The organism is Streptomyces sp. NPDC002499, assembly GCF_053595415.1.
Map to the genome: position 1 here is coordinate 61,541 of NZ_JBSFXO010000017.1, position 26,984 is coordinate 88,524.

A 26,984-nucleotide genomic window follows, 5' to 3' on the forward strand; every position below is an offset into this window, starting at 1 on the left:
GACACCTCAGTCCGTCGTGTCCCCGAACGCCTTCAGGATCCGCTCGGCGGCCAGCGTCGCCGTCAACTTCCCCTCGCGCACCTGCTGTTCGAGTTCGGGAGCGAGCTCCCGCACCTTCGGGTCGGCGTGCAGGCGGCCCAGGAGCGTGTCGCGGACCATCGTCCAGGTCCAGTCGACCTGCTGGTCCCGGCGCTTGGCGGCCAGCCGACCGCTCGATTCGAGGAGCGCCCGGTGCTGTTCGAGGCGCTCCCAGACGGTGTCCAGGCCGGTCCGCTCGCGGGCGCTGCAACTGAGCACGGGCGGCGCCCAGTACACGTCCTTGCCGTGCATCAGCCGCAGTGCGCCCGCCAGTTCACGCGCCGCCGCCTTGGCGTCACGCTCGTGCGGACCGTCGGCCTTGTTCACGGCGATGACGTCTGCCAGCTCCAGCACACCCTTCTTGATGCCCTGCAACTGGTCGCCGGTACGGGCCAGGGTGAGCAGCAGGAAGGAGTCGACCATGTTGGCGACGGCCGTCTCCGACTGGCCCACACCGACCGTCTCCACCAGCACCACGTCGTAGCCCGCCGCCTCCATCACCACGATCGACTCGCGGGTGGCCTTGGCGACCCCGCCGAGCGTCCCGGCGGTGGGGGAGGGCCGGACGAAGGCGGCCGGGTCCACGGCGAGGCGTTCCATCCGGGTCTTGTCGCCCAGGATCGAGCCGCCGGTCCGGGTGGAGGAGGGGTCGACGGCGAGCACCGCCACCCGGTGGCCCTGCGCGGTGAGCATGGTGCCGAAGGTGTCGATGAACGTCGACTTGCCCACCCCGGGCACCCCGCTGATCCCGATCCGCCGGGCCCGGCCGCTGTGCGGGAGCAGTTCGGTCAACAGCGCCTGGGCCAGGGCCCGGTGGCGGGGGTGGGTGGACTCGACGAGCGTGATCGCACGGGCGACCAGCGCCCGCTTCCCGTCGAGGACACCCTTCACATACGTCTCGAGATCGATCGCAGCCATACGGGCGCTACAGATCGTGGCCGAGGTCGGTCGCCAGCCGTTTCACCAGGTCGTAGGCCGCGTCCGGGATCACCGTGCCGGGCGGGAAGACGGCCGCCGCACCCATCTCCAGGAGCGTGGGCACGTCCTGCGGCGGGATCACACCGCCGACCACGATCATGATGTCCGCGCGGCCCTCCTCGGCCAGGGCTTCCTTCAACGCCGGTACGAGGGTGAGGTGTCCGGCGGCCAGCGAGGACACCCCGACGATGTGCACGTCCGCCTCGACGGCCTGGCGGGCCACCTCGCCCGGGGTCTGGAACAGCGGGCCGACGTCGACGTCGAAGCCGAGGTCGGCGAAGGCGGTGGCGATCACCTTCTGGCCCCGGTCGTGGCCGTCCTGGCCCATCTTGGCGACCAGGATGCGCGGCCGGCGCCCCTCGGCCTCCTCGAAGGCGGTCACCAGGGTCCGGGTGCGGTCCACGGAGGGGGACTCGCCTGCTTCGTTGCGGTACACGCCGGAGATCGTACGGATCTGGCTCGCGTGCCGCCCGTACACCTTCTCCAACGCGTCGGAGATCTCGCCCACGGTCGCCTTGGCGCGGGCCGCGTTCACGGCCAGCTCCAGCAGGTTGCCCTCGCCGCCGGCCGCACGGGTCAGCGCGTCGAGCGCGTCCTGGCAGGCCCGCTCGTCCCGCTCCGCGCGCAGCCGCCGCAGCTTCTCGATCTGCTGGGTGCGGACGGAGGAGTTGTCGACCTTGAGGACGTCGATGTCCTCGTCGGTCTCCACCCGGTACTTGTTCACGCCGATGACCGGCTGGCGGCCGGAGTCGATGCGGGCCTGGGTGCGGGCCGCGGCCTCCTCGATGCGCAGCTTGGGGATGCCCGCGTCGATGGCCTTGGCCATGCCGCCCGCCGCCTCGACCTCCTCGATGTGCTGCCAGGCCCGCCGGGCGAGGTCGTACGTCAGCCGCTCCACGTACGCGCTGCCGCCCCACGGGTCGATCACCCGGGTCGTCCCCGACTCCTGCTGGAGCAGCAGTTGGGTGTTGCGGGCGATGCGCGCGGAGAAGTCGGTGGGCAACGCGAGGGCCTCGTCGAGGGCGTTGGTGTGCAGCGACTGCGTGTGGCCCTGTGTCGCCGCCATCGCCTCCACGCACGTACGCGTGACGTTGTTGAAGACGTCCTGCGCGGTCAGCGACCAGCCCGAGGTCTGCGAATGGGTGCGCAGGGACAGGGACTTGGCGTTCTGCGGGTCGAACTGTTTCACCAGCTTGGCCCACAGCAGGCGCGCCGCGCGCAGCTTGGCGACCTCCATGAAGAAGTTCATGCCGATCGCCCAGAAGAAGGAGAGCCGGGGCGCGAACGCGTCCACGTCCATCCCCGCGTCCCGCCCGGCCCGGATGTACTCCACGCCGTCGGCGAGGGTGTACGCCAGCTCCAGGTCGGCCGTCGCGCCCGCCTCTTGGATGTGGTAGCCGGAGATGGAGATCGAGTTGTAGCGGGGCATCCGCTGGGAGGTGAAGGCGAAGATGTCGGAGATGATCCGCATCGACGGCTTCGGCGGATAGATGTAGGTGTTGCGGACCATGAACTCCTTGAGGATGTCGTTCTGGATGGTCCCGGCCAACTTCTCGGGCGGCACGCCCTGTTCCTCGGCGGCGACGATGTAGAGCGCGAGGACGGGCAGCACCGCGCCGTTCATCGTCATCGACACGGTCATCTTGTCGAGGGGAATCCCGTCGAAGAGCTGGCGCATGTCGTAGATCGAGTCGATCGCCACACCCGCCATGCCGACGTCACCGGTCACGCGCGGGTGGTCGCTGTCGTAACCCCGGTGCGTGGGCAGGTCGAAGGCGACCGAGAGGCCCTTCTGACCGGCCGCCAGATTGCGCCGGTAGAACGCGTTGGACTCCTCGGCCGTGGAGAAGCCCGCGTACTGGCGGATCGTCCAGGGCTGGTTGACGTACATCGTCGGGTACGGGCCGCGCAGATACGGCGCGATGCCCGGGTACGTGTCCAGGAAGTCCAGGCCCTCCAGGTCGCGGCCGGTGTAGAGCGGCTTGACCGCGATGCCCTCCGGGGTCTCCCAGAGCAGGTCGGAGCCGTCGGCGGCGCGCTTCACGGACGCATCCCACTCGTCCGTCCCCCCGTCGGCGCGCGGGGTCCCCAGGTCGATCCCGGTGAAGTCGGGGATTCCCATCACGACACTCCCATGCGGTCGAGGGTGGCGGAGAGCACGGCCACGGCGTCGCAGCCCGCGAAGACGTAGGCGTCCACGTCGGTGTACTGCCCCGGACGGCCCGCCAGGAACACGTGCCCGGCGCCCGCGGCCCGCAGCGTCGCGGCGGTCTGCGCGGCCTGCTCCTCGTAGAGCGCGTCGCTGGAGCACAGACAGGCCTCGGTGGCGCCGCTCTCCTCGAAGCTGCCTGAGGTGACCGGCTCGATGCCGCCGGCCTGGAAGAGGTTCGAGGCGAAGGTCGAGCGCGCGGTGTGGGCCGCGGCGGGGCCGATCGTGGCCAGGAAGATCCGCGGCCGGGAGCCGGTGGCGGCGAGGTGCGCGTCGGAGCGGGCGCGCAGTTCCTCGTACGCCTCGTCCCGGCGCACCCGGGGCAGTCCGCCGGACGGCGGCTCGGGTGCGGGGGCGCGCTGTACGGGCTTCTCGCCGAGGTTGGGGAACTCGCTGACGCCGGTGATGGGTTCACGCCGCTTGGCGAGCTTGGCGCTGCGCACCGCCCAGGTCTCCGCCAGGTCCTCGGCGAGCCGTCCGGAGCGCAACGCGGCCGCCTGGCCGCCGAGTTCCTCGATGTGCCGGAAGAACTCCCAGCCCGCGTGGGCGAGTTCATCCGTCAGCCGCTCCACGTACCAGGAGCCGCCCGCCGGGTCGATCACCCGGGACAGGTGCGACTCCTCGACCAGGATCGTGGAGGTGTTGCGGGCGATGCGGCGCGCGAACGCGTCCGGCAGGCCCACCGCGTGGTCGAAGGGGAGCACGGTGACGGAATCGGCGCCACCGACCCCGGCGGCGAGCGTGGCGATCGTCGTGCGCAGCATGTTCACCCACGGGTCGCGCCGGGTCATCATCACCGGCGAGGTCACCGCGTGCTGCACCTGACCGCCCGCGCCGGGCGCCCCGCACACCTCGGCGACCCGTGCCCACAACCGGCGCGCCGCGCGCAGCTTGGCGATCGTCAGGAACTGGTCGGCGGTGGCCGCGTACCGGAACTCCAGCTGCCCACAGGCCTGTTCGACACCGTTGCCGGACCGGGTCAGCTCGCGCAGATAGGCGACGCCGGTCGCCAGCGAGGCACCCAGCTCCTGCGCGGCCGAGCCGCCGGCCTCGTGGTACGGCAGCGCGTCCACGGTCAGCGCCCGCAGTCCCGGGTACTCCTCGGCACACCGCCGCGCGAGCCCGGCCGCGTCGGCGAGGTCGAGCGCCTCGCCGGTGCGGGCCTCGTGGCCCAGCGGGTCGGCGCCGAGGTTGCCGCGCGCGGCCTCCTTGGCGACGCCCCGCTCCTCGTACAGCCGCAGCAGCTCCCGTGCGGCGGCCTCCGTGTCCCGTCCCGCGTCGAGGACGACCGGCGCCAGGTCCAGGTAGACCCCGTCGAGCACCTGACCGAGCGAGGACACCGGAATGCCGTTCTCACCTACCGTCAGCCAGAGCGAGGTGACGCCGTTCTCCAGGTCCGCGAGCACCGCGTCGCCGGTCGGTGAGGCGTGCCGCTGCCGTACGTCCCAGCCGCCGAGGGCGGTGCCCTCGGGCCGGCCGCCGCGCACGAAGGGCGCGAAACCGGGCAGGCCGGGCTCCGGGGCGGTGTCACGCGGGGTGTACAGGGGGCGGGTGCGCAGCCCGTCCTCCAGAGTGGTGGACAGGGCGTCTTCCGCTGCCGTACCCGAGACCTCCTTGCCCGACTTGCGCAGAACGCCCTCCACCAGGCGTTGCCACTGCTCGTGCGTAGCGTCAGGGAACTCGGCGGCCAGGGAAAGCCCGTCGTCAGGCAGGACCGTCATGCTCGGATGCTAGGGCAGATCGCTTGAGCCGCACTAAGGCACACCGTGTGACCTTTCCCTCTGCGTCTGTGTGACCGGGGCCTCTCCGGCGGGGAAGCCTCAGGAATCGGGCAGGGCGCGCGCCGTCGGGGTGTCTCCGAGGTCGTACAGCGGGGTGCCGTGGGCCCAGCGCTCCAGACGGGTGCCGTCGATGAGGTGGACATGGCCCTGGCGGGCCGCCCAGCGGACGTCCCGGGCGGCGAACGTCCCCCGGTGCACGACGAGACGGAGGTCGGGGCCCGCCCTGCCGCGCCCCTTGGAGCGACGGCGCCACACCGGTTCCTCGTCGGGCAGGGGCTCGGCCACCGGGCGGAACCCGACGACGAGCAGCCGCCCCTGGTCGTCGCGGGCGGCCAGGGCGGGCCGGTCCTGCGCGGGCAGCGGCAGTACCCGCCAGCCGTCCCTGCGCAGCATCCGCGCCACGGCGAGCACCAGCTCCGGCACGTCGAGATCGGTCAGCTCCTCCGGTGTGTAGTAGCCGCGCCGGCGGCGGGCCAGTGGGCGGCGCCGGCGGTGGACGGCGACGGCCACGAGCGTGAGCAGGACGAGGATCGCGGCCGGGGCGACCGGGCCGAACGCGCGGTACGACAGGGCCAGCGCCGTGACGCCGGCGCAGACCGCGACCGTGAGTCCGGTGAGCCCGGACAGCACATCGCGGAACCGGGGACCGTACCGCCCCGACCTGCGTAACTCGCGTACGGTCTGCCGGCGCCGGGCCCACCGTGACCGGCCCATCGCCGAGTGCTCCTCCGCCCGCGCCATCGCAGCCAGCTCCCCCCACCCCTGTCCACGTCGTCGTGTGAGAGATGGCTACCCGCCAACGAGCGTGAATCTGCGGGTAGTTGAGATCCGGCCAGGACCTGGCCCAAGTGCGCGGGGCAACGGTCGGCGGGAGCCTTCGGCCAGCGAGTATCAGATTCTCCAACGCGAGGACTTGATTGGCTCATTTAGAGAATGTACTTTCCGCGCGACGAGCCGAAGCCTTTCGGCGACGTCCGAACCTCCCCGAGGAGGCACCTTGCGCAAGCTCCTGATGGGCGCGGTCACCGCCGCCGCGGTACTGCTGGCAGGCTGCTCCGGCCATTCCGACGACGAGAGCGCCAAGGACGGAAGCGCCACGCCGGCCGCGGGCGCCTCCCGGGCGTCGGCCACCTTCGGCACGCTCAAGGACGTGTGCGGCACCGGCACGGCCAAGGCCGCCAAGGCCCAGGGCGTCACCGACACATCGATCCAGGTCGGCGTCATGTCCGACATCGGGTTCACCAAGAACTCCGAATTCCCGGACGCCGCAAAGGTGTTCACCTCCTGGTGCAACGACGCGGGCGGTGTCGACGGCCGCAAGCTCGTCCCCGTCACCCACGACACCAAGCTGCTCCAGGCCCGCGAGGGCGTCCTGGCCGCCTGCAAGACCGACTTCGCGCTGGTCGGCGGCGGGTCCGCACTGGACGGCCTGGGTGTGACGGACCGGCTGAAATGCCTGCTGCCCGACTTCCCGGCCCAGTCCACGCAGGCCGTCGGCTCCGACCTCCAGGTCCTGGCCACCGGCGCGGGTGTCGGCTACTTCCCCTACGCCGGTTTCTACTCCTGGCTCCTCAAGGACAAGTACCCGGACTCGGCGGGAAAGGTCGGGATCATCGCCGGCGACAGCCCGGTCAGCAAGGTGTTCGCCGACCAGTACAAGGAAGCCGTCGGTGGACTCGGCGGCAAGGTCACCTACAACGACCTCTACCCGGCGGCAGGCGTCTCCGACTGGACGCCCTACGCCCAGTCCATCAAGAGCAAGGGCGTCCGGGGCCTGCTCTTCCTGGGCGACCCCGCGAGCCTCGCCAAGCTGGAACAGGCACTCAGCACCCTCGGCTACGCCCCCGACTGGATCGACCCCAACAGCAACGCGTACGGCCCGGCGTTCCTCCAACTCGCGGGCCCCGCCCTGGCGAAGCAGCACAACTACGCCGAACTGTCCGCCACCGCACCGCTGGAGAGCGCCGCCACCAACCCGGCGACCCAGCAGGTCATCGACCTGTTCAAGAAGCACGCCCCCGACAGCGCGGTCACCTATCCGGTGCTGCGCGCCTTCTCGGCCTGGCTGCTGTTCGCCACCTCCGCCCGCGACTGCGCCACGGTGACGCGCAAGTGCGTCTACGACAACGCGGTCAAGCAGACGGCGTGGACCGGCGGCGGGCTTCAGGCGCCGGCCGATCTGAGCAGGAACGACATCCCGCCCAAGTGCTACTCCATCGTCGAGGCGACGGCGAAGGGCTGGCAGGCGGCCGACTTCAAGCCCGACGACGGCGCCTACCGCTGCGACGCGCCCGTCTACAAGTACAAGGGGGACTACGGCAGGCCGAAGACGCTGGCGGACGTCGGCAAGTCGCTGTCCGACCTGAAGTGATCCGCGTACGAGTGCGGATCGTGGCTCTCAACTCGCCGGTGCGAGCAGGCGGATGATCAGGTCCACGGTCCGCTCGACCGGTGTACGGCGGGCCGTGGCACCGGGCAGCAGGACGCGGGCCAGGATCGCGCCGAGAAGCATGTCGAAGACGTCGTCCGGGTCGACGGCGGGATCGACGGACTCCGGCGGCGCGGCACGCAGGATGGCCTGGAACTGGGGGCGGGCGGAGACCCTCAGATTCAGCTCGGGCGAACGCGGCCTGGACGAGGACTGGTTGTGCGCCAGCAGCCCGGCCGCGGCCGCTCGGGCCACGGGGGTGGTGAAGGCGGCCAGGTAGGCACGCGCGAACCGCCGTAGATCGGCGCGGAGTTCACCGGTCGGCTCGACGGCGTGCCGGTCGAGGCCGGGAAAGGTGGCCTCCGCGATGAGTTCGATACGGGAGGGCCAGCGCCGGTACAGCGCGGAGGAGTGCACCCCCGCGTGTTCGGCGACGGACTGGATCGTCGTCGCCTCGAAACCGCGGCTCACCAACAACTCGCGCGTCGCGGCGAGCGCACGCTCGTCGATCGTCGTGTCGCGCGGGCGGCCAGGGCGTCGTCCGGTGTCTGCCACGGCCGCCATGGTAACGGCCCAGGTGGACCCCTCGCCGGACCTCAATTTCAGGAGACCATCTTCTATAAATACGAGGTTGTGGCTAGAGTCCGAAGGCGACGCCCACCGAGGAGTGGCCCATGCGCGCTGCGGTGCTTCGGAACAAGACGGTGCGGGCGAGGACGATCGAGGACCCCGTACCCGGCCCCGGTCAGCTGCTCGTCCGCTCGCTCGCCTGCGGGATCTGCGCGTCCGACCTGCACTTCATGGACCATCCAGAGGCAGGTCTCGACGACGACAGCGGCATGTCGACCTACGACCCGGACGTCGACATCGTCATGGGACACGAGTACTGCGCCGAGATCGTCGGCCACGGACCCGGTACCGAGCGGCGCATCCCCGTGGGAGCCCGGGTGAGTTCCCTGCCGATCCTGGTCGTGCCCGGCGGTCGGCGGATCATCGGGCAGAACCCCGAATCACCCGGCGGCTTCGGCGAGTTGTTCCTCCTCACCGAGGCGCTGACCCGCCCGGTCGCGTCCGACCTGCCCAGCGAACTCGTCTGCGTCGCCGACGCGATCGCCGTCGGCTGGTCGGCCGCCTCCCGGGCCCGCTCGACCAGGCGGGAGGTCCCGCTGGTCATCGGCTGCGGTGCCATCGGCCTGTCAACGGTCGCCGCCCTGCGGTCACTTGGCGTCGGACCCGTCGTCGCGGCCGACCTCGTCGCCTCGCGCCGCGAGACGGCCACCGCCATGGGCGCCGACGTGGTCGTGGATCCCGCCGAGGTGTCGCCGTACGAGGCGTGGCGCGAGGCGGCCGGGGCCGGTGACGTGGAGTGCGTCGTCTTCGAATGCGTCGGGCTGCCCGGCGTACTCGACTCGATCATCAAGGGGAGTACGAGGGGCACCCGGATCTTCTCGATGGGTGGCCCGCCCCAGGGCGACGTCCTCCACACCCTCACCGCCAAACGCAAGGGCATCGGCATCCAGTTCGGCGGCGGGCCGACACCTGACCACTGGAACGAGGCCTTCGAGGCGGTCTGTTCGGGGCGCCTCGACGTCCGGCCGATGCTGGGCCGGACCGTCGGGCTCGACGAGGTGCCCGCCGCGCTCGACGCCGCGCGGGCGGCGGACGCTCCGGCCCGCATCGTCGTCGTGCCGTGACCCAGGGAAGGGACCGCACCCCGTGAACGAGATGCACGAGATCAACGAGATCGATGAACTCCGTTCCACCGTCGAGGAGTTGACCGCAAGGGTCCGCGCACTGGAGGACCAGACGGAGATCGCGCAGCTGGTCGCCCGGTACGGCCCCGCGGTCGACAGCGGATCGGGCGAGGCGGCGGCCGAACTGTGGACGCGGGACGGCGTCTTCGCCGTCGTCGGCCACTTCACGATGCGCGGCCACGAGGACATCAGCGGCATGGTCCACGGCACCGGCCACCAGCACCTGATCCGCAACGGCGCCGCACATGTCCTGACCGTGCCGCACATCCAGATCGACGGGGACCGGGCCACCGGCCGCGGTTACGCCCTCAACATCCGCTGGGACCCGGACGCCGACCGGTTCCGGGTGGCCCGGGTGTCGGCGAACACCTGGCGCTGGGCGCGCACGGCGGATGGTTGGCGCGTCGTCGAACGCGTCAACGCGAACCTCGACGGCACCGCCGCGCACCGGGAGTTGCTGGCGCCGGCGGCCGACTGTGCCTCCGCCTTTGACTCCAACCCAGCCCCCGATTCCAACCCAGACTCCGACCCAGTCCCCGTCCCCGACTCCAAGGAGGCGAAGTGACGATCGGATTCATCGGGCCCGGCCGCATGGGCCGACCCATGATCGACCGGCTGACGGCCGCCGGACACGACGTCACCGTCCACGCCCGCACCCCCCGCACCCGTGCCGCCGCGACCGCCGACGGCCTGACCGTCGCCGACACGGTGGCGGCGACGGTCGAGGGTGCCCACGCGGTGTTCGTCACGGTGCTGACGGACGTGCAGGTGCGCGAAGTGTGCCTGGGCCCGGCCGGCGCCGTCGCGGCCATGCGCCCGGGCGCGACCCTCGTCCAGCACACGACCTGCGATCCGGCCACTGTCGGCGCCGTCGCCGAGGCGGGCGCGTTGCGGGGCGTCGACGTACTGGACGCGGCCCTCTCCGGCGGACCGCACGACATCCGCGACGGCCGGCTCACGCTGTGGGTCGGCGGTGACGAGACCGCGCTGGACCGGGTGCGCCCACTCCTCGACACGTACGCCTCACCCGTCCTGCACGTGGGCGCGAGCGGCGACGGGCAGCGGCTCAAGCTCGTCAACAACGCCCTGTTCGTGGCCCAGGTGGGCCTGGCCGTCGACGCCGTACGACTCGCGGAGTCACTCGGTCTCGGGGAGTCGACCGTGCTGGCCGCGCTTCAGCACGGCAGCGGTGCGAGCCGGGCCCTCCAGGTCGTGGCGCGCGGCGGGTCCGTCGACTCGGTCGCCGACCGGCTGGCCGACCTGATGAGCAAGGACGTCGGCACGGTCCGTGAGGTCGCCGACCGGGCGGGCGTGGACCTCGGAATCATCGGCACCGTGCTGGCCTCCGAGGCGGTCGAGAAGCGGGTGCTGCGCAAGTCGCCCGGTTCGAGCGGCAGTTGACGAAGGGGAGTGGCCGTCATGACCAGCTGGACCACCAAGTATGAACTCCAGTACGGGCCTTGGGGCATCGTCGCCGGAGGGTCCGACGGTGTGGGAGCCGCGTTCGCGAGGGCGATGGCCGCGCGTGGGATCAACGTGGTCCTGGTGGCCCGACGCGTGCCCGTCCTCAAGGAGCTGGCGGACACCATCGCGGTCGAGTACGGCGTCCAGGTCCGCACCGTCCCCCTCGACCTCGCCGCACCTGACGCCCTGGCCGAACTCGCCGCGGCCACCGCGGACTTGGAGATCGGTCTCTTCGTCTACAACGCCGGCAGCGACGACAGCACCGCCGATTTCCTAGACCGTGAGACGCCGGCCCACCTGAACCTGGTGCGCCGCAACTGCGTGACCGTCCTCGAAGCGGTCCACCACTTCGGTGCCCCGATGGCCGACCGGGGGCGCGGCGGTGTGGTCCTCGTGACGTCCGGGGCGGCCTGGGCGGGCGGCGCGACCCGTGCCACCTATGGCGCCACCAAGGCCTTCGGCCTGGTCCTCGCCGAGTCCCTGTGGGCGGAGTGGCGCGGACACGGAGTGGACGTCCTGGCGCTGGTGCTCGGCCGTACGGACACGCCCTCGCTGCGTCGGCTCCTCGGCGACCAGGACGAGCACCTCGGCGCTCTCGCCGACCCGAAGGACGTGGCGGAGGAGGCGCTGACCCACCTGGCCGACGGCCCGACCTGGATCTCCGGCAGCCCGGACCCGACCGGGGCGTCGCCCCTCGGGGCGCTGAGCCGCCGGGACGCGGTGATCGCGATGAGCCGGCGGTGAGTCTGTGATGAGAGTCGGCGGTGAGTCCGCGATGGGCCCGCGGTGAGGGTGTCCCTGCTCGCCGGCTTGAACACGGCGGCGGCAGCGGCCCCCTCGGGATCGTCCGGGAGGCCGCTGCCGCCGCGGCTGACTAGCGCGTCACGCGGCGGGCTTGTAGAACGCGTAGGTGGCGGTGTACTTCACGCTGACCTGATCGGTTCCGGTGCAGGCCGTGGTGGGGGCGACACCGCCGGCCGTGTTCAGGCGCTGGATGTAGGAGACGCCGGCGAAGGTCCCGGTGCCGCGGGTGGCGGTGGCCTTCAGGAGAAGCTCCGGGATGGTGCCGGTCTTGGGGGAGTTGGCTATCGCGCTGCCGTTGACCGCGCTGCCGTCCACCGTGGAGACCCAGACGGGGCCGCGGGAGTGGAGGGCGACGGAGCGGTGCGTGCGGTCGTTCTTGGCCCACAGGGTGGCGGCCGGCTCCAGCAGTGTCCAGGCACCGTTGGTGCAGGTGTAGGTCTGGACGCCGGCGGCCGAGAAGACCCCGGTGAGCTTGTTGCCGTCGGGGACCTTCAGCGCGTCGGGAACGTCGACGGTGGTGACGGGACGCGCGGTCTGCGGGGTCGCCGCCTGACCGACCGTCGCGCCCAGGAACGTGCCGACGGTCGCGACGGCCACAGCCGCGGTGGTGAGAACCACACGCTTGCCTAGCTTCATTGGTGTACCTCCAGAGAATTTCTGAGCATGTTGCGCGGGAGTGGGCGCGGCGACCGTACGAGTCCATGCGCCGGGACCTCGCGCGTACAGAACCTGCGGGGCCGGTCAACGGATCCTCGGCCCTCGATGCCGCAGTGTAGGCCTGAACTCCCTTTGCGGATCCGTCAATTGCTGACGATTCGGTGACGTGCCTGCCCTTTCGGTCCGTATCAATTGCCTATTCGGGCAAGGAGTTTCACGCACAACTCCCCGGGGGCAATCCGAACACCACGCCGTATCCATTGCCCGTTTAGGCGCATCCGCTCGGCGGATCTGGACAACACTGCTGCCATGAAAGCGCTCTTCACGACCTTCCCCGCGTACGGCCATCTGCTGCCGATGCTTCCGCTGGCCCGGGCGGCCGTCGCAGCCGGGGACGAGGTGGTGGTCGTCGCGGCGGAGGAACTGCACGCGTCAGCCGACGACTTGACCATGCGCGCCCTCGGGCCGTCGCTTCCCGAGCTCGTCGCCGCGCACGTCGATGCGCTCGACGGGACGGTCGCCCTGTTCACGACGGCCCGCGCCGACCTGGCCTTCGACGAGCTGTGCGAGACGGTCAGGGACGAGCGCCCGGACGTCATCGTCGCCGAGATGCGGGACTACGTCGCCCCGCTGATCGCGCAACGGCTCGGCATCCCGTGGGTGACCTTCGTCCACGGCCCGGCCACTGCCGTCGACGCGGTTCTGGAAGCCGGACTCGCGAGCGCGGCGGAGCAGCACCAACTGCCCGTGCCCGTCCGGGCAGCGACCGTCGAGCTGTGGCCGGCGTGGCTGGAGAGCGAGCAGATCCCAGCCCACCAGGAGACCGCGCTCCCGATGGCGGCCGACGCGTACAACACCTCGACGGTGGTCGACATCCCGGCCTTCGCCGGCACGCGACCGGTCGTGTTGGTGACCCTCGGCACGGTCGTGGAGGACGGTGCGCTGCTGAACGCCGCGGTGCGCGGCGTGCTCGACGCCGGCGCCGACGCCCTGGTCACGACCGGGTTCACCCTGGGCCCGGAGGACATCGAGGGCGACTCCGACCGAATACGTGCCGTCCGGTTCGCCCCGATCGGTCAACTGCTGGACCGCGTCCAGGCGGTGGTCACGACAGGCGGTCCGGGCACGACACTGGCAGCACTCTCACGCGGCCTGCCCCTGGCCTTCCTGCCGAGCGACGCGAACCGTCAGCGCAACGCGAACCATCCGCGTATCGCGAGCTACACAGGCATCGCGAACCATCAATTCGTCGCGTCCGCCGTCGCCGGCTTCGACGCCGGTGTCGTCTGCGACGACCCGACCAAGCTGACGGCGGCGGTGGAGACGGTGCTGCACGACGCGGAACTACGAGCCCGGGCGCGGGCCGCCGCCGAATGGCTGGCCCGACGCCCCGCCCCGGACGTGGTGTGGTCGTTGCTGCGGGACCGGCTCGCCGAGTCCGGACGCTGAACTACCGTGTCGTCCTGGGCAGTTCACTCGGCCGGTACGAGGCTCAGGCGCCGTTCCCTTCCCTGCCCTCGCCGTCCCCGTCCCGCTCACGGGGTGTCTTCAGACCGGCCTCGATGGCCACCGACAGCCGGTTCTCCGCCGGAGGCAGCGGGCAGGTGGCCAGGTCGGTGTAGGCGCACGGCAGGTTGGCGGCGCGGTTGAAGTCCAGGACGACCGTGCCGTCGGCGGCCGGCGGGTCGAGGGAGAGGGAGCGGTTGGCGGCGTAGGTGGTCACGCCGGAGGTGGCGTCGGTGAAGAGCACCAGCAACCGGTCCGGGCCGTGTCCGGGAAACGCGGTGAGGGCCAGCGGACGTCCGTCCAGTTCGAACTCGACCTGGCCCGGTGCGTCGTACACATGCTCAAGTCCCTCGACCGCGGCGCCCACCGTCGTCGGACGCGGTTCGTCGAAGGCGGTGTAGTGACCGGTCACCACCCAGCGGGGGTCCGGTGCGTAGGCGGGGGTGCCGGCGAAGGCGGTGCGCAGCGGCGCGTCGGGGTGCCGGGGTCGGACGATGTCGTGTCCGCCGCGCTTGGCCACCTCGATCACGGCGTCGCCCCAGACGGCGTTGACGCCACCGCGCTCGGGCAGCACGCCGAAGCGGTGTTCGCCCCGCACCGGCGTGCCCTCCACGACGAGTTCCTCACCCTCGTCGAGCGCTACGGCGACCCCGGCGTCGTCGGTCCACCAGGCGCCCGGCGCGTCCGGGAAGCGCTGCGGCCGGTCGTCGAGCCAGTGCAGGTTGGTGATGGCCAGGAAGCCGTGCGGAGCGGCGAGCCGTTCCTCCTGCCCGCGGTACCAGTCCAACCAGTCCTGGGTGAAGGCCTGGAGGTCGGTCGTGGCGGGGCGGACGGTCTTTTCGCTGAGTTCGGTCATACCAGTGCCAACCCCGCCCACCCGAGGCGGGATTCCGGTCCGTGTGTGACAGCTTCTTGTCAGGATCGTGGAGATCGTCGACGTCCGGGGCTCTGACCAGGCTCTTTTGCCTGGCAGTAGTCAGTTCGTGCGCTTCGGGGGTTCCCGCCTCTGCCTACACCAGCGGGAGTTCGCTCGCCAGGGTGGAGCAGACACGGTCCTCAAGCGTTTCGACTACGAATCACCCCAAGGTCCCAGGCAGAGGAGTCTCCTCCCTTCTGCCGCGGTCGCCACCGCGGCAGAAGCCGGTGGGACCAGTCCTGCGGCCTCGGGCCGTCCATCCTGATGGGGTCAGCAGGTCGGATTGGTCTGGGTGAGGAGGCCGAGCCGCCACGGGAGGAGGTTGTAGTCGCCGCCCGCGTTGGGGTTCATGCCCTGGTACAGGTACTGGAGCCGGCAGGCGGGGACGGTGAGCGTCTGGTCGTAGCCCGCTCGGATCATCTCGCCGTGGCTGATGTCCCTGGTCCAGGATCCGGCGGGGAAGGTGACGTTGCCGGCCCGCGCGAACGGGTTGCTCTCCGTCGCGGCGAGCGGCGACCAGGAGCCTGCCAGGCTGCCGGAGACCCAGGAACGGAAGTAGCGCCGACCGTCCGATCCGACGGCCTCGACGAGGAGCAGGTACTGGTTGGAGCCCTGCACTTTGTACACGTTGCTCGCTTCGAACAGGGCGTACTTGGAGTCCTGCGCCGCGATCACGGTGTTGGTGAAGCCGGCCGGGAACTGGCCCACGGTCGTCTGCGAGCGGTACAGGTGTCCGTTGTCGTCCGACGAGAACAGGTAGCAGTTGGCGCTGTCGCAGATCACCCACATGTCGACCCAATAGCCGTTGCCGATGTTCTGCCTGATGATGTCGGGCATCGACGCGTAGAAGTTGCGGGGCGTGCTCCACCCGTTCGGGTTGCTGATGTCGGTGTTCGTCGAATAGGACGCGTTGCCGGTCTGGTACACGAGGTACCACAGGCCCTGCGGCGCGTAGTAGAACACCTGCGGCGCGGCCCGGTATCCGGCGCCGATGGCGGTGCGGTCGAGGTAGTGGTGGGTGGCCGAACCGGCCTGGGACCAGTCACTGAAGTTCAGGTACACCAGGTTGTAGCCGGAGGAACTGGCCACGCTGGCGAACACGTGGTACTTGCCGTTGTAGTAGACGACCGTCGGATCCTTGATCCCGGCGATGTTGTGGGTGGCGTCCGGTTTCGGGGCGATCAGCGGGCCGCTGGAACTCCAGGAGAAGCGGGAGGGCAGGGCGGCGGCGGACCGGGTGGACTGGGCGGTGGCCGTCTGTGCCGCGGGGGTGCCGCCCAGCGCGGACAGCGTCGCGTTGTACGCCGACTTCTTGTTGCCGTTGCGGTCGAAGAGCAACGGGTTCTCCCCGCTGCGCCAGGAGTCGCTGTCGCGGATGCCCCAGACGGTGATGCCGGTGCAGCGGGCCACGTTCATGCAGGCGCGGACCGTGTTCGTGTAGGCGGTCGGTGACGCCTGGGCGATGTCGAGTTCGGTGAGCTGGACGTCCACGCCGAGCGCGGCGAAGTTCGACAGCGTGGTCTGCAGGCTGGCCGGCGGGCCGCCGGTCCCGAAGTGCGCCTGGAAACCGACGCAGTCGATGGGCACGCCGCGCGCCTTGAAGTCGCGCACCATGCGGTAGACGCCCTGTGTCTTCGCGTCGCTCCAGTTCTCGATGTTGTAGTCGTTGTAGCAGAGCTTGGCCGACGCGTCGGCGGCCCGTGCGGTACGGAAGGCCTGCTCGATGAAGGTGTCGCCCAGCAGGTTCTGGAAGACCGACGAGCGGTGCTGGCCGCTGCCGCCGTCCGCGAAGGCCTCGTTGACGACGTCCCAGGCGTAGATCCTGCCCTTGTAGTGGTTCATGACGCCGGTGATGTGGTTGTTCATCACCGTGCGCAAGGTGTTCGCGTCCCCGATGGAGCTGACCCAGCCGGGCAGTTGGGAGTGCCACACGAGGGTGTGGCCGCGCATGCGCTGCCCGTGCGCCGCGGCGTGGTTCACGATCTGGTCCGCGGGACCGAAGTTGAACGAGCCTCGCGACGGCTCGGTCGTGTCCCACTTCATCTCGTTCTCGGGTGTGATCGCGTTGAACTCACGGTCCAGGATGGCGCTGTACGTGCCGTCCCCGAGCCGTCCGGCGGCCACGGCGGTTCCGAAGTACCGGCCGGACTGGGCCGCTTGGGCGCCCAGAGTGGAGGCGTTGATGGCTTTGGGTGTCCCGTTCGCGGCTCCGGGCGTCACCAGGACGACCGCGGCCAGCAGGGGTAACACCGAGGCCCGGCGAATGCCGAGTCGTTTCAGCGGGTTCATGGTTCTCCTCGAACGGACGGGTGGGGGGTGGGGTGCGCGAAACCTCCGATCGCCGAGGGCATGGACGGCTCGAACGGCAGTGCCCGCGCCGTGTCGATTTGATCAGGGCATGACATGTTCGAGGGTGCTTGTGGTTCGTGATATCGAACATGGATCGGCTTGCCGAGCAACTTGGATGATAGGAGGAGGGTGCGGCCCGTCAATATGTCTCGCAGAAATCGCTATTCCGAGCGAAACATTCGAAGCCAGTATGGCCAGTTGATTCCGGGTTGGTCACTCCAGGCGTCGCAGGTCGGAAGAGGGGTGGCGGTTCCACCATGATCTGCGGTGTCTCGACTTTCCGAATGAAGTTCGAAATTTCGGGACCGCCTTTGCGGTGAGGGTGACCATCGCGTACATCTTCGAATCGGCAGGCGTCATCGGTCGTTGAGGATCACCGGACAAGATGCTCAGCGGCATCGGGCGGCCGGTGTACACCGCTCTGCTGTCGTCGGCGAGGCGGGTCGTGTTCCCGCCGAGGCCGCCGTCCAACGGTCAGGCCGTGCCCGCCGGGATGCGCCCGCCAACGCAGTCGCTGCAGCCGCTGTCGTTTCTGGCCGGCAGCCTCATGAGCGGCTCTCCTGGCGTGGCAGGAGGGTGCCGAGTGGGCCGAGGTCGAGGTTGAGGTCCTCGGGGCTGAGGCCGTAGCGCTCGCGTAGTTCGGTCATGCGGTCGTCGAGGATCATGAGTGTCATACCGATGCGTTCTTCCTGGTCCTCGGTCAGGTCGTTTCTTTCGACTCGGCGGATGGCCTGGCGTTCCATGAGCTGACGTAGTAACTCCACCACGGTGAGCACCAGTCGGACGAGGTCGCGTTCGACGGTGTCCTTGTCCAGGTCGAGGCGCCGGGGCGCGGGGTCCGGAACCGGTGCTGGTGTCGACCGGGCGCCGGGGTCGGGTTCGCTGTGTGGTGTCACGTCAGGATTCCTTCGGTGGCTGCCTCGACCGAGGTGAGCAGGGCGCGCAGGGAGATGCGGACCAGTTCCACGTCGGCGATGCAGAGGCTGAGGTCTCCGGTGATGACGACACCGCCGGCCAGGAGCCGGTCGAGGAGGTCCACGAGAGCGACCTCTGCTTGGGGCGGGGGGCCGGTTGTCACGGTGTCCTCCGCACGCTCGCGGGGTCGGTCCGTCCGGTCTGCTCCAGCGAGGGCGGGGCGAAGGAGTACGGGGCCCAGGGGCCGGTGATCTCGACTCGGATGCCCGCCGTGTCGGCGGCCAGTGCCGTAACGCGGTCCTGGAAGGCGCGTGTGTGCTGTCGCGGGATCAGGTAGGCCGCGTTGACGATGTTCTCACCCGGTGCCGCGGACAGGGCTGCGGGCTGGGGACGGTGGTGGCGTACGTCGGTGGCCCAGTTCTCTTCCGTGAGCGCGTGGTCCACTCGTGCGCCGAGGTCGGCGGCGGCCCGGTGGGCCAGGTCGTGGTCGTCCCGGCTCGTGCGGCGGGCGCGCAGGTACTCGCGGCCGGAGCGTGGTCTGTCCGCTGGGGGAGGGGCGGCGGCCGGGGGGTCGGCGTAGATCTTGACACCCCATTCGTCGTGACCCTCCAGGTGGCCGAGGGTGGTGCGGAAGTGGCTGTCGTCGTTCTGCAGGCGTCGCAGCAGGCTGTTGTCGTCGAGGTACACCGTGGCCAGCCGCAAAGGCAGCAGTGCTGTGTGGGAGGTGAGCGCGGCGATCACCTGGTGGTGGGCACGGGCCAGGTGTTCCAGGTCGGTGAGGTCGTCGAGCCGCTGGACGAGGACCTCTTCGGTGAAGGTGTGGGCGGGTACGTCGCTGACGGCCGCGGCCGTGTGGGTGCCGTGCAGGATCCGTACCGGCAGGCCGTCGACGCCACGCAGTTCCCGCGCGGCCCGTTCCGCTGCCTCGTTGTGGAGCAGTACGGCGTACGCGTAGACCGTCTCGGTGGGCGCTGCCGGGAGTGGGGGGTGGGGCTCAGAGGTCATCGGATTCCTTCGACCGGGCGTTGAGCGAGTGGAGTTCGGCGCGAAGGCGTGCGTTCTCGGCGGCGAGCTCCTCTGTACGGGCGAGGTCGGGCGGCGGGGCGGGGCGTGCGGCGCGTGAGGACAACGTCGGGTCGTGTTCCCACCAGTCGATGCCCATCTCGCGTGCGGTGTCGACGGAGACGATGAGCAACCGGAGCTTGATGGTGAGGAGTTCGATGTCGAGGAGGTTGATCTTGATGTCTCCTGCGATCACGACGCCCTTGTCGAGGACGCGTTCCAGGATGTCGGCCAGATTGCCTGCACTGCCCGGTTGGGGCGAGAGGGCAGTTGGCCGTCGTGTGAGGGCGTCGGTCACGGGGAGCCTTCCTGGAGCGCAGGACCGTCGGGTGGTGCCGGGCTGTCGGGGCCGCCCGGGTCACCGAAGGGGGCGGGGTGGAACGTGTCGCTGTGCGGGGGAGCGGCGGCCGGATCGCGGGAACTGTCGGCGGCATCGTCGGCTTGAGGTGAGGCGGGGGTTTCATCAGCGCCGGGATCGGCCAAGTCCTCGGTGCCGGCGGCCGTGATCTGTTCCAGACGGTCCAGGAGTTCGTCCTCTCGGAGGCCGAACTCCTCCTCGGTGATGTGGCCGGCCAGCAGGTCGGCTTCCAGTTCGGCCAGTTCACGGTGGATGGGGGCCGGGTCGGCGTACTGCCGCTCCGCCTCCTGCACCACTTGTTCCAGCACCCAACCGACCCCGCGCAGCGGAGCCAGTGGCAGGCCGAGCAGGCTGTTCAACAGGCCCATACGGCGCTCTCCTTCCGGTCGGGGAGGCATCGGTGGGGAGGCGTAGCTACTGCGTTCAGTTCACGCGGTCGCGCGGTCAGACGAAGCTGTAGGGCGGGAGAGGGCCGGTCACCCGCAGTTCCAGCCCGTGCCCGAGGCTCCGGGCGATCTGGTCCACGGACGCGGCGAACGCGTCGGCCCGCCCGCGTTCGATCAGCAGGCTCAGGTTCAGGAAGACCTCGCCCGTCGGGTCGCCCGCGGCGGTGCGGTGTGCCAGGGGCTCCAGCCGGCGGGCGATGTCCCGGGCGTGCTCCGCCTGGAGCGCCTGGACCCCGGCCGCGACGACCGTACCGAGGGCCACCTGGTCGTCGTGCGTGCCTGAGCCGTCCCGTGTGAGGGCGCTCAGGCGCCGGGCTTCGGGACTGTCCCGCAGGACCTCCCGCACGGCGGTGTCCTCGTCCTGAAGGACCTTGACGTTGAACTCGACGCGGTCCTCGACCTCGCGGAGCCGGTCGGTGAACAACGACTCCTGGTCCGCCAGGGCGCGGCGTACCGCGCCGTCGTCGGGGGCGAGTGTGCCGAAGCGCAGGGGTATCACGGCACCCGCGGCGCCGAGCATCAGCAGCACTTCCTGATGGGCGATCAGATCCCGTCGTTTGGCGCGCAGTTGCTCCGGTGCCTCGCTGACGACGGCGGCAACCCGGGCTGCCCGTACCGCCCGCAGGGGCGCGGGCGATGCCCCGATACCGGTAGCACCCTCGACCGGCAGCGGATGGTCCGCGTCCGTGACCGCATAGAGGTAGAGCGGCATCCCTCAAGCCTCCCCGCCCGGCTGTCCTTTGCGGCCTCGTGGCTTGATGGGCTCGGCAGCAGGAGTCTGCACGGCGGGGGGAGCCTGTTCGGCAGAGGGAGTCTGCTCGTGACCGGCCTCGGGCGGAACCGAGGCGCCGGCCGACTCCTGCCCGGAACGCACCGGCACCTGCTCCACCACACCGACCTCGCCGGCACTGTGTGCCGCGACATCGGTCGCCGGGGCCGCGGTGACCGTCGTCGGGACGACAGCGCTCACACCGGACGCCGCCGCCGGGATCACAGATCCCACCACGGTCGTTGCCGCCGGGGCCACAGCCCCGACCACGGTGCCGGCCGTCCGGCCCACCGTGCCGACCACGGTGGGCGCCACGCCCTGGACCAGTCCCCCCACGGTCGGAGTGACGGCGCCGACGACGCCACCGACCGTTTGACCGACTGTCCCGAGTGCCTGCCCCACCGTCTGTCCCAGGTTCCCGACGACCGGGACCGCGGTACCGGTACCGGACGGCCAGACGGTGGCGGGCTGCCCCTGTGCGACGACGGCGCCGGGAGCGAGCGCTGCCGCAGCGCCCGGCGCGACAGCCGCCTGGTTTGCCGGTGCCACAGCCGTGGGCAGGGCCGGCGCGAACAACGCGGGCGCCGGAGTCACCACGGGAGTACCGCGGTTCTCCAGGTCCAGGCGATTGGTCGCCGCCGCGAAACGCAGATACGTGTCGACGCTGGCGATGACGATGCGGATGTCGACGCGCAGGATCTCGATGCCGATCACCGACACCCGGATGAAGACATCGATCACGAGTCCGCGGTCAAGGATCAGGTCGAGGATGTCGTAAAGGCCTCCGTCGGTCTTCTGGGCACGGGGGGCGGCTGTCTGGGCGAGCACGGTCATCGGTGAGGTCCCCTCTCAGAGGTGGGGCGAGGGCGTGCGGAGTGGTCGGCTGCGAGGCGGCCGTCGGCGGAAGGGCCGGCCTGCGGCCGGCACAGGGCAGCCGGAGCAAGGTCCCGGGCCGGTACAACCGGATCCAGGGGGCGAGGGCGTCGCGGACATGGATGCCTCGCCAGCGGGCGGGGCATCGCGCACAGGGGGTTGGAGGCCGGCCTCTGCGTCGAACAGAGGGCGAGGACGGACCGCCGTCGCGGCCATCGCGCGGGCCGCCTCGCACGGTCTCACTGCCGGTCGACCTGGCCTCGGGTGTAGCGGCGGCTGCGGGCGTAGCCGAGGAGAAGACCGTCGGCGTCCAGTCTCACCCGGTAGACGGCAAGGACGCTGGTGGAATCGGGGATGCGCTCCAGTTCCACGACCTCGACGTCGACCTGCCAGCCTGTCCCGTCGCGGCTGATGGCCGAGACCGATTCCGGTGTACGGCCCAGGAGTTCAGCGAGTTGGGCGCGCGCGTTGCGCATCGCGCCCACCGCATCCCCGACCACCGGGGTTCCGGCGGCGGGTGGCGCCGGCGCCGAGTGCGGCGCGGGGTCGGGTAAGTCGCTCGTGCTCACAGTTCGTCCGGTCCGTCCCACTGGGAAGTACGTCCGACAGGTCGCGATGTGCCGGCAGGTCTCTGAGGCGTTCTCCGAGCGCGGCGTCCGGCATACTCCGCTCCACCAAGAGTCATGCACATGATCTCAGCACATCTTGACCACGAGGTACCCACAACTTCGCCACATCAAGCACACGAATTTACGCAACCCCGACCGCCACACACGGCAACTGCATCCACCGGAGACCCAGTGAAGGACAATCCGGGCCATATCTGGACGGCAGCAGGCGGCAGGCAGCAGGCAGCAGGCAACAGCCCGCCGACGACGCCCGAAGTCGCCGAAACTCCGACGTGGCTGGGTGTCACCGGGCAGACCGGTCTCCGACTGCGATGAAGTTCGCCTGGCATGACCCGCTGCCCGTCAGTCCGACAGCCAGTGCATTTCGTGCGCCAGGGTTTTGGCGACGGCACGGATGCGGTGGTGCAGTGGCGACTGTTCGCGCGGAAGGACCAGGTGGATCGTCAGGCTGGGTGCGCCGTGCAGCGGTCGCCAGGTGACGCCGGGCGGTGATGCCTTGGCGGCGGACTCGCCGGCCGGGGCGAGGGCGAGCCCGTTGCGTAGGTCGCGCTGCGACATGTCGAAAGAGACTGTGGGCGTGTGGAATCGGGGACGTGGCCGGGCGTCTCGAAACAATGCGGCCAGCTGGTCGTGGATCACGGGGTTGGCCGCACGATCGGGGAGTCGCAGCGGATACGCGGCCGCGGCGGCGATCTCGATCTCCGGGTGTTCGGCCAGCGGATGGTGCTGCGCCAGCTGGACGCCGATCCGCTGACGCCGCAGCAGGTACCGGCGCACGCCACGGCCCGGCTGTTCACCGCGGGTGATCCCGGCATCGATGCGGCCGTCGGCGACCGCGGGGGAGATCTCCGGCGTCGCCATCGGGACCGCGCCGACCTCGAGTCCAGGACTGCTGCGAATCAGCCTGTCCACCAGGGCCGGTGCCGTCTCGGCTCCGGCGCTGAGGCTGTATCCGATGCGCAGCGTGCCCAACTCACCGGCTCCCGCCCGCCGGGCGGTTTCCCATGCCCGGTCCAGCGCCGCCAGCGCAGGCGGCGCGGACTCCGCCAAAGCCGCACCGGCCGTGGTCAATACGACGCTCCGCGTGGTACGGACCAGCAGGGCCGTACCGAGTTCCGCCTCCAATCGGCGCATCCGAGCGCTGAGTGCGGGCTGTGCGATACCGATTCGTGCGGCCGCGCGGGTGAAGTTCAACTCCTGCGCCAGCACCAGGAAGTACCGCAGGCTGACCGTATCCGGCGCCACGTGTCCTCCCTGCCGATTGATAACGATCCGTTCTGAGTCTATCCCGTACGGGTCTTTCCCTCGACGTCACGTCAAGCCCTAACCTGCGCTTATGGCGATTCAACCGACCGCGGTCCTGGACATCGCACTCACGCAGCCCGCCGACCCTGATCTGGACGGAGGTCGACATGCATAAGTTGATGGTCCTGTATTCCAAGCCCGCCGACCCTGACCACTTCCGCGACTACTACGTGACCAATCACCTTCCACTGGTCATGAATTGGCCCGGTCTGCTTGCGTGGCGCTACAGCTTCGACGTCGCGGCGACCAATGGAGAAGCGCCGTATTTCGCGGTCTTTGAAGGCGATTTCGCTGACGCCGCCGCCATGGCCGCAGCGAGGGCGTCGCCGCAAGGCCGGCGGGTGGCCGCCGATGTCGCCAACTACGCCACCGGCGGTGCGGTCATCATCCACTTTCCGGTGCGGGACAACACCGGCTGAAGAGCGCCGGTACGCTCCAGGACGCGTTCGGTCGTCCGTTGCGGCAGCCCCACGTCCATGACCGACGACGACCCGGCGGCGGACGCGGCCCTCGACAAGCGACCACTCATGCAGGTCGGAACCGGTTCGCTGGCCGGCCGGCAGCAACTGGCCCAGCACACCGAGCCACCCCCGCACGCTGACGGTGTCCTTCGTACCGGGGGCGTCGCGTTCGTCGGCGATCCCGCCCTACAGCTCAAGGACTGTTTACGTTCATCGGGGAGTTCCTTCGCACGAAAGCCGTTGGGGTGCTAATGGTCGTCAGATCCGTTGTTCCTGGACTTGAGGTGTTCCCTTAGCCACCGCTCGGTGCTGTTGACGTGCATGAGCGCGGCTGCCTGACTGAGAGAGGCGTCGCCCGCGGCCAGCGCCTCGTAGATGGCTTCATGTTCGGCGAGAGTCCGGCCCGCAACCTGGGAGTCGACAAGTCCGCGCCAGACACGGGCACGCAGAGTACGGCCCGAGATCCCGTCGAGGATGGCTAGGAGCGATTCGTTCGACGTGGCCGAGACAACCGCCCGATGGAAAGCCGCGTCATGGGCGTTCAGCAACTCGACGTCCTCACGGGCCTCGCGCATCGCGTCCAGGTGCCGCTTCACCTCGGCCAGCGCTTCGTCCGACATGCGCGTGGCGGCCAGAGCGGCAGCAGGGGGTTCGAGCAACCGTCGCACCTCCATCAGGTCCAGCAAGGCACCCGCGTCGCTTTGGAGCAACTCCACTGCGCCGCCGAGGCCTTCGAGCAGGACGCTGGGCTGAAGACTCGTGACGTAGGTGCCGTCGCCACGTCGTACTTCCAACACCCGCGCCACGGCGAGGGCCTTGACCGCCTCGCGCGCCAGGTTGCGGGACAGTCCCAGCTGAGCGGCCAGATTCGGTTCCGGCGGGAGCTTCGACCCGGGAGGCAGTGCTCCCGTCCGGATCAACTCGCGTATCTGCTCGATGGCTCTGTCCGTCAAGGACAAAGGGAACTCCTTCTGCATCTCTCAAGGGCGACGTTGATGATAGCCGGGTGCTGAACACCCCAACGGTAGTGCGCATACATGGCATGTCTGACGAGGGACGAATAGTTCCGTACGCCATTTTCAGGTCCAAAACGCCATCGCGATGGCTTGATTCATCCCTGCAAAGCCGTTGACACCAGTGGGTCACATGCTCGAACTTCATGCGTAACACCTGGCGCTTGGGACCCGTGAGCGCGGCGGGCGCGGCGCCTCAACGTCCGCTCAGCTTCTGGGTTTTCCCTGCGCTCTCTGCCCTGGCGCGCACGGTCTCTTCCCCGCCACATGGAACTGGGAGTGTGATCATGTCTTCTGGAAGACTGCCCCGGCGAACGCTGTTGGGCGCCGCAGGTGTCGCGGCGGCGGCTACCGCGCTGCCTGTGCTGCCGGCGTTATCCGGTCTTGTGACCGAGGCGGCGGCGGCCGGCCCGCAGACCAATCTGAGCAACTTGGTGAACATGCGGTTCGGCATGTTCAACCACTTCAACATGGGCACGTTCACCGACGAGGAGTGGGCCGCGCCGAACCAGAACCCGAAGCTGTTCGCCCCGTCGGCGGTGGACTGTGAGCAGTGGGCGGCAGCGGCCGCGGCGGCCAGGATGAGCTACGGGGTGCTGACGACCAAGCACCACGACGGCTTCTGCCTGTGGCCGACCGCGTACAACGACTACAACGTCGCGAACAGCTCCTACCCGCACGACATCGTCGCCCAGTACGTCACGGCGTTCCGGGCCAGGGGCCTGAAGGTGGGCCTGTATTTCTCGATCTGGGACCGCAGTTACACCGTGCAGGCCTACGACACCCGTCACGGCGTGGCCGCGGACCAGGTGATCCAGCCGGGCGATCTGACGTACATCCTGAACCAGATCACCGAGTTGCTGACCAACTACGGCGCCATCGACATGTTCGTCACCGACGGCTACGCCTGGCAGATGGGCCAGGCCGCCGTCTCGTACCAGCGCATCCGTGAGCACGTGAAGTCGCTCCAGCCGGACATCGTCATGATCGACCACGGTGGGCTGTCGGTGCCCTTCCTCGGGGACGCGATCTACTTCGAGGAGCCGTTGGGCATCACCTCCCCCGCCGGTAACACCTACGCGTCTTTGCAGGGCCAGACCATCAGCGACGGATGGTTCTGGCATCCCTCCACGCCGACCACCGACCCGTTGAGCAAGGCGTCGATCCTGTCCCATCTGGCGGATCTGGAACCGAAGTACACCTCGTTCATCCTCAACTGCCCACCCAGCCGCGCCGGTGTCCTGGACACGAACATCGTGACCCGGCTCTCCGAGGTCGGAGCGGCCTGGAGCCCCGACACCTCACGGCCGGCGCTCCCGACGCAACTGCCGCGCGCGGAGCACCCGGTGACCCCGGTCAGTGCGTACGCGACCGGCTTCCACACCGGCGAAGGGCCGATGAACGCGATCGACGGACTGAGCGACAAGGGGTTCGAGACCTGCTGGTCGACCTGGAGCCTGTCGCTCCCGCAGGCGATCACCATCGACCTGGGCGGAGTGTGGAGCGACATCTCGACGCTGGAGTACCTGCCCAAGCAGTGGAGCCGCACCAACTCGACGGACGGGGACATCACTTCGTACACCGTCTCCACAAGTACCGACGGCGTGACGTTCACACAGGTCGCGACCGGTACGTGGGCCGGGGACCGCACCACCAAGGTGGCCGAGTGGCCGGCCGGGCGTGCGGGGTACGTGCGTATCCAGGCCGACGCAGGCACCGGCGGGTACGCCAACGTCGGCGGGATCAGAATCGGCGGCAGGACAGCCAAGCCGGTCCTGCAGTCGCGAGTCCTGCCTGGTGACTCGACGGTCTACCGCCTGGTGAACCGCAAGAGCGGTCAGGTGGCCGACGTCTACAACTTCGGCACCGCGAACGGCAGCAACGTCCAGCAATGGCCCTGGCTGAACAACACGGCACAGAAGTGGACCTTCACATCCACCGGCGACGGCTACTACAAGATCAAGAACGTCAACAGCGGGAAGCTGATGGAAGTCGCCGGCCTCTCCCGCGCCGACGGCGGCAACGTGGGTATCTGGTCGGACGACGGTGTGCCGCAGCAGCACTGGGCCGTGACTCCCACCGGCGACGGCTCCTACTACCTCACCAACCGGTTGAGCGGACTCTCGCTCAACGTGGACGGCGGGTCCACTGCGGACGGGGCCAACGTCGATCAGTGGACCTACAACCGAGCTTCCCAGGAACAGTGGCGGATCCTCGCCCTTTGACGAG

At 69.8% G+C, this 26,984-nt stretch carries 26 protein-coding genes and 1 pseudogene; 9 read left to right on the plus strand and 18 right to left on the minus strand.

Annotation, left to right across the window (positions count from 1 at the left end):
* Positions 1 to 6: 6 nt before the first annotated feature.
* The 4 genes from meaB to ACWD5F_RS40610 all read right to left on the minus strand — a co-directional run bounded on the left by meaB (position 7) and on the right by ACWD5F_RS40610 (position 5,787).
* Positions 7 to 996 (minus strand): methylmalonyl Co-A mutase-associated GTPase MeaB, encoded by a 990-nt coding sequence (gene meaB, locus ACWD5F_RS40595; protein ID WP_401726477.1) that lies wholly within the window; start codon positions 994 to 996, stop codon positions 7 to 9.
* A 7-nt stretch (positions 997 to 1,003) separates the two neighbouring features.
* Positions 1,004 to 3,178: a methylmalonyl-CoA mutase gene (gene scpA / locus ACWD5F_RS40600; RefSeq protein WP_451261227.1), complete on the minus strand. Its 2,175-nt coding sequence runs from the start codon at positions 3,176 to 3,178 to the stop codon at positions 1,004 to 1,006.
* Positions 3,178 to 4,986 (minus strand): methylmalonyl-CoA mutase family protein, encoded by a 1,809-nt coding sequence (locus ACWD5F_RS40605; RefSeq protein WP_451261228.1) that lies wholly within the window; start codon positions 4,984 to 4,986, stop codon positions 3,178 to 3,180. The genes scpA and ACWD5F_RS40605 overlap by 1 nt, the downstream gene beginning before the upstream one ends.
* Before the next feature lie 99 nt (positions 4,987 to 5,085).
* The gene (locus ACWD5F_RS40610; RefSeq protein ID WP_451261229.1) at positions 5,086 to 5,787 is read right to left on the minus strand and encodes a hypothetical protein; all 702 of its coding nucleotides are present in this window, start codon (positions 5,785 to 5,787) and stop codon (positions 5,086 to 5,088) included.
* Positions 5,788 to 6,043: 256 nt separating this feature from the next.
* Between ACWD5F_RS40610 and ACWD5F_RS40615 the strand changes: the two genes are divergently transcribed.
* Positions 6,044 to 7,417 carry an ABC transporter substrate-binding protein gene (locus ACWD5F_RS40615; protein ID WP_451261230.1) on the plus strand — a complete coding sequence of 458 codons (1,374 nt, stop codon included), beginning with the start codon at positions 6,044 to 6,046 and terminating at the stop codon, positions 7,415 to 7,417.
* A gap of 27 nt (positions 7,418 to 7,444) precedes the next feature.
* Here ACWD5F_RS40615 and ACWD5F_RS40620 read toward each other — a convergent pair whose 3' ends face one another.
* Positions 7,445 to 8,029: a TetR/AcrR family transcriptional regulator gene (locus ACWD5F_RS40620; protein ID WP_401726467.1), complete on the minus strand. Its 585-nt coding sequence runs from the start codon at positions 8,027 to 8,029 to the stop codon at positions 7,445 to 7,447.
* A gap of 119 nt (positions 8,030 to 8,148) precedes the next feature.
* On the opposite strand from ACWD5F_RS40620, the gene ACWD5F_RS40625 reads away from it, so the two are divergent.
* From ACWD5F_RS40625 to ACWD5F_RS40640, 4 genes are read left to right on the plus strand one after another with little or no spacing between them, the layout of a single operon-like run.
* Positions 8,149 to 9,168: a zinc-binding dehydrogenase gene (locus ACWD5F_RS40625; protein ID WP_451261231.1), complete on the plus strand. Its 1,020-nt coding sequence runs from the start codon at positions 8,149 to 8,151 to the stop codon at positions 9,166 to 9,168.
* 31 nt (positions 9,169 to 9,199) lie between these two features.
* Positions 9,200 to 9,793, plus strand: coding sequence for a nuclear transport factor 2 family protein (locus ACWD5F_RS40630; protein ID WP_451261403.1), 594 nt, complete (start codon positions 9,200 to 9,202; stop codon positions 9,791 to 9,793).
* On the plus strand, positions 9,790 to 10,629 hold the full coding sequence (locus ACWD5F_RS40635) for an NAD(P)-dependent oxidoreductase (protein ID WP_451261232.1): 840 nt from the start codon (positions 9,790 to 9,792) through the stop codon (positions 10,627 to 10,629). Before ACWD5F_RS40630 ends, ACWD5F_RS40635 begins: the two co-directional genes overlap by 4 nt.
* Before the next feature lie 18 nt (positions 10,630 to 10,647).
* Entirely contained in the window at positions 10,648 to 11,436 is a 789-nt protein-coding gene (locus ACWD5F_RS40640; RefSeq protein WP_451261233.1) for an SDR family NAD(P)-dependent oxidoreductase, read from the plus strand.
* Positions 11,437 to 11,574: 138 nt separating this feature from the next.
* Here ACWD5F_RS40640 and ACWD5F_RS40645 read toward each other — a convergent pair whose 3' ends face one another.
* A complete protein-coding gene (locus ACWD5F_RS40645) occupies positions 11,575 to 12,132 on the minus strand; it encodes a DUF3455 domain-containing protein (protein ID WP_451261234.1) in 558 nt (185 codons plus the stop codon).
* Between the two features lie 330 nt (positions 12,133 to 12,462).
* Here ACWD5F_RS40645 and ACWD5F_RS40650 point away from each other — a divergent pair, with 330 nt between their 5' ends.
* Positions 12,463 to 13,602 (plus strand): glycosyltransferase, encoded by a 1,140-nt coding sequence (locus tag ACWD5F_RS40650; protein ID WP_451261235.1) that lies wholly within the window; start codon positions 12,463 to 12,465, stop codon positions 13,600 to 13,602.
* 43 nt (positions 13,603 to 13,645) lie between these two features.
* Here ACWD5F_RS40650 and ACWD5F_RS40655 read toward each other — a convergent pair whose 3' ends face one another.
* The 11 genes and pseudogenes from ACWD5F_RS40655 to ACWD5F_RS40705 form a co-directional block, all read right to left on the minus strand.
* Positions 13,646 to 14,515, minus strand: coding sequence for a DUF1684 domain-containing protein (locus ACWD5F_RS40655; RefSeq protein WP_451261236.1), 870 nt, complete (start codon positions 14,513 to 14,515; stop codon positions 13,646 to 13,648).
* A 330-nt stretch (positions 14,516 to 14,845) separates the two neighbouring features.
* A complete protein-coding gene (locus ACWD5F_RS40660) occupies positions 14,846 to 16,864 on the minus strand; it encodes a non-reducing end alpha-L-arabinofuranosidase family hydrolase (protein WP_451261237.1) in 2,019 nt (672 codons plus the stop codon).
* A gap of 605 nt (positions 16,865 to 17,469) precedes the next feature.
* On the minus strand, positions 17,470 to 17,739 hold the full coding sequence (locus tag ACWD5F_RS40665) for a gas vesicle protein K (RefSeq protein ID WP_451261404.1): 270 nt from the start codon (positions 17,737 to 17,739) through the stop codon (positions 17,470 to 17,472).
* A gap of 77 nt (positions 17,740 to 17,816) precedes the next feature.
* Positions 17,817 to 18,002: a gas vesicle protein gene (locus ACWD5F_RS40670; protein WP_451261238.1), complete on the minus strand. Its 186-nt coding sequence runs from the start codon at positions 18,000 to 18,002 to the stop codon at positions 17,817 to 17,819.
* Complete coding sequence (locus ACWD5F_RS40675; RefSeq protein ID WP_451261239.1) at positions 17,999 to 18,844, minus strand: GvpL/GvpF family gas vesicle protein; 846 nt, start codon at positions 18,842 to 18,844, stop codon at positions 17,999 to 18,001. The genes ACWD5F_RS40670 and ACWD5F_RS40675 overlap by 4 nt, the downstream gene beginning before the upstream one ends.
* The gene (locus ACWD5F_RS40680; RefSeq protein WP_451261240.1) at positions 18,834 to 19,199 is read right to left on the minus strand and encodes a gas vesicle protein; all 366 of its coding nucleotides are present in this window, start codon (positions 19,197 to 19,199) and stop codon (positions 18,834 to 18,836) included. Before ACWD5F_RS40680 ends, ACWD5F_RS40675 begins: the two co-directional genes overlap by 11 nt.
* A complete protein-coding gene (locus tag ACWD5F_RS40685; protein WP_451261241.1) occupies positions 19,196 to 19,627 on the minus strand; it encodes a gas vesicle protein GvpG in 432 nt (143 codons plus the stop codon). Before ACWD5F_RS40685 ends, ACWD5F_RS40680 begins: the two co-directional genes overlap by 4 nt.
* Before the next feature lie 76 nt (positions 19,628 to 19,703).
* Entirely contained in the window at positions 19,704 to 20,417 is a 714-nt protein-coding gene (locus ACWD5F_RS40690) for a GvpL/GvpF family gas vesicle protein (RefSeq protein ID WP_451261242.1), read from the minus strand.
* Positions 20,418 to 21,082: 665 nt separating this feature from the next.
* Positions 21,083 to 21,308: pseudogene (gene gvpJ, locus ACWD5F_RS40695) on the minus strand (gas vesicle protein GvpJ); the annotation flags it as partial.
* A gap of 278 nt (positions 21,309 to 21,586) precedes the next feature.
* Positions 21,587 to 21,916 (minus strand): gas vesicle protein GvpO, encoded by a 330-nt coding sequence (locus tag ACWD5F_RS40700; RefSeq protein WP_451261243.1) that lies wholly within the window; start codon positions 21,914 to 21,916, stop codon positions 21,587 to 21,589.
* A 402-nt stretch (positions 21,917 to 22,318) separates the two neighbouring features.
* Positions 22,319 to 23,221: a LysR substrate-binding domain-containing protein gene (locus tag ACWD5F_RS40705; RefSeq protein WP_451261244.1), complete on the minus strand. Its 903-nt coding sequence runs from the start codon at positions 23,219 to 23,221 to the stop codon at positions 22,319 to 22,321.
* A 167-nt stretch (positions 23,222 to 23,388) separates the two neighbouring features.
* On the opposite strand from ACWD5F_RS40705, the gene ACWD5F_RS40710 reads away from it, so the two are divergent.
* Complete coding sequence (locus ACWD5F_RS40710) at positions 23,389 to 23,700, plus strand: EthD family reductase (RefSeq protein WP_451261245.1); 312 nt, start codon at positions 23,389 to 23,391, stop codon at positions 23,698 to 23,700.
* A gap of 57 nt (positions 23,701 to 23,757) precedes the next feature.
* On the plus strand, positions 23,758 to 23,994 hold the full coding sequence (locus ACWD5F_RS40715) for a hypothetical protein (protein ID WP_451261246.1): 237 nt from the start codon (positions 23,758 to 23,760) through the stop codon (positions 23,992 to 23,994).
* Here ACWD5F_RS40715 and ACWD5F_RS40720 read toward each other — a convergent pair.
* Positions 23,991 to 24,701 carry a FadR/GntR family transcriptional regulator gene (locus tag ACWD5F_RS40720; protein ID WP_451261405.1) on the minus strand — a complete coding sequence of 237 codons (711 nt, stop codon included), beginning with the start codon at positions 24,699 to 24,701 and terminating at the stop codon, positions 23,991 to 23,993. The two genes, ACWD5F_RS40715 and ACWD5F_RS40720, sit on opposite strands and share 4 nt — an antisense overlap.
* 341 nt (positions 24,702 to 25,042) lie before the next feature.
* Here ACWD5F_RS40720 and ACWD5F_RS40725 point away from each other — a divergent pair, with 341 nt between their 5' ends.
* Positions 25,043 to 26,980 carry an RICIN domain-containing protein gene (locus tag ACWD5F_RS40725; protein WP_451261247.1) on the plus strand — a complete coding sequence of 646 codons (1,938 nt, stop codon included), beginning with the start codon at positions 25,043 to 25,045 and terminating at the stop codon, positions 26,978 to 26,980.
* Positions 26,981 to 26,984 lie beyond the last annotated feature (4 nt).

Coding starts and splice junctions, on each gene's coding strand:
- ACWD5F_RS40725 (WP_451261247.1), top strand. CDS start 25,043: ATGTCTTCTGGAAGACTGCCCCGGCGAACGCTGTTGGGCGCCGCAGGT.
- ACWD5F_RS40650 (WP_451261235.1), top strand. CDS start 12,463: ATGAAAGCGCTCTTCACGACCTTCCCCGCGTACGGCCATCTGCTGCCG.
- ACWD5F_RS40610 (WP_451261229.1), bottom strand. CDS start 5,787: ATGGCGCGGGCGGAGGAGCACTCGGCGATGGGCCGGTCACGGTGGGCC.
- ACWD5F_RS40630 (WP_451261403.1), top strand. CDS start 9,200: ATGCACGAGATCAACGAGATCGATGAACTCCGTTCCACCGTCGAGGAG.
- ACWD5F_RS40655 (WP_451261236.1), bottom strand. CDS start 14,515: ATGACCGAACTCAGCGAAAAGACCGTCCGCCCCGCCACGACCGACCTC.
- ACWD5F_RS40640 (WP_451261233.1), top strand. CDS start 10,648: ATGACCAGCTGGACCACCAAGTATGAACTCCAGTACGGGCCTTGGGGC.
- scpA (WP_451261227.1), bottom strand. CDS start 3,178: ATGGGAATCCCCGACTTCACCGGGATCGACCTGGGGACCCCGCGCGCC.
- ACWD5F_RS40675 (WP_451261239.1), bottom strand. CDS start 18,844: ATGACCTCTGAGCCCCACCCCCCACTCCCGGCAGCGCCCACCGAGACG.
- ACWD5F_RS40690 (WP_451261242.1), bottom strand. CDS start 20,417: ATGCCGCTCTACCTCTATGCGGTCACGGACGCGGACCATCCGCTGCCG.
- ACWD5F_RS40605 (WP_451261228.1), bottom strand. CDS start 4,986: ATGACGGTCCTGCCTGACGACGGGCTTTCCCTGGCCGCCGAGTTCCCT.
- ACWD5F_RS40645 (WP_451261234.1), bottom strand. CDS start 12,132: ATGAAGCTAGGCAAGCGTGTGGTTCTCACCACCGCGGCTGTGGCCGTC.
- ACWD5F_RS40685 (WP_451261241.1), bottom strand. CDS start 19,627: ATGGGCCTGTTGAACAGCCTGCTCGGCCTGCCACTGGCTCCGCTGCGC.
- ACWD5F_RS40660 (WP_451261237.1), bottom strand. CDS start 16,864: ATGAACCCGCTGAAACGACTCGGCATTCGCCGGGCCTCGGTGTTACCC.
- ACWD5F_RS40715 (WP_451261246.1), top strand. CDS start 23,758: ATGACCGACGACGACCCGGCGGCGGACGCGGCCCTCGACAAGCGACCA.
- meaB (WP_401726477.1), bottom strand. CDS start 996: ATGGCTGCGATCGATCTCGAGACGTATGTGAAGGGTGTCCTCGACGGG.
- ACWD5F_RS40625 (WP_451261231.1), top strand. CDS start 8,149: ATGCGCGCTGCGGTGCTTCGGAACAAGACGGTGCGGGCGAGGACGATC.
- ACWD5F_RS40710 (WP_451261245.1), top strand. CDS start 23,389: ATGCATAAGTTGATGGTCCTGTATTCCAAGCCCGCCGACCCTGACCAC.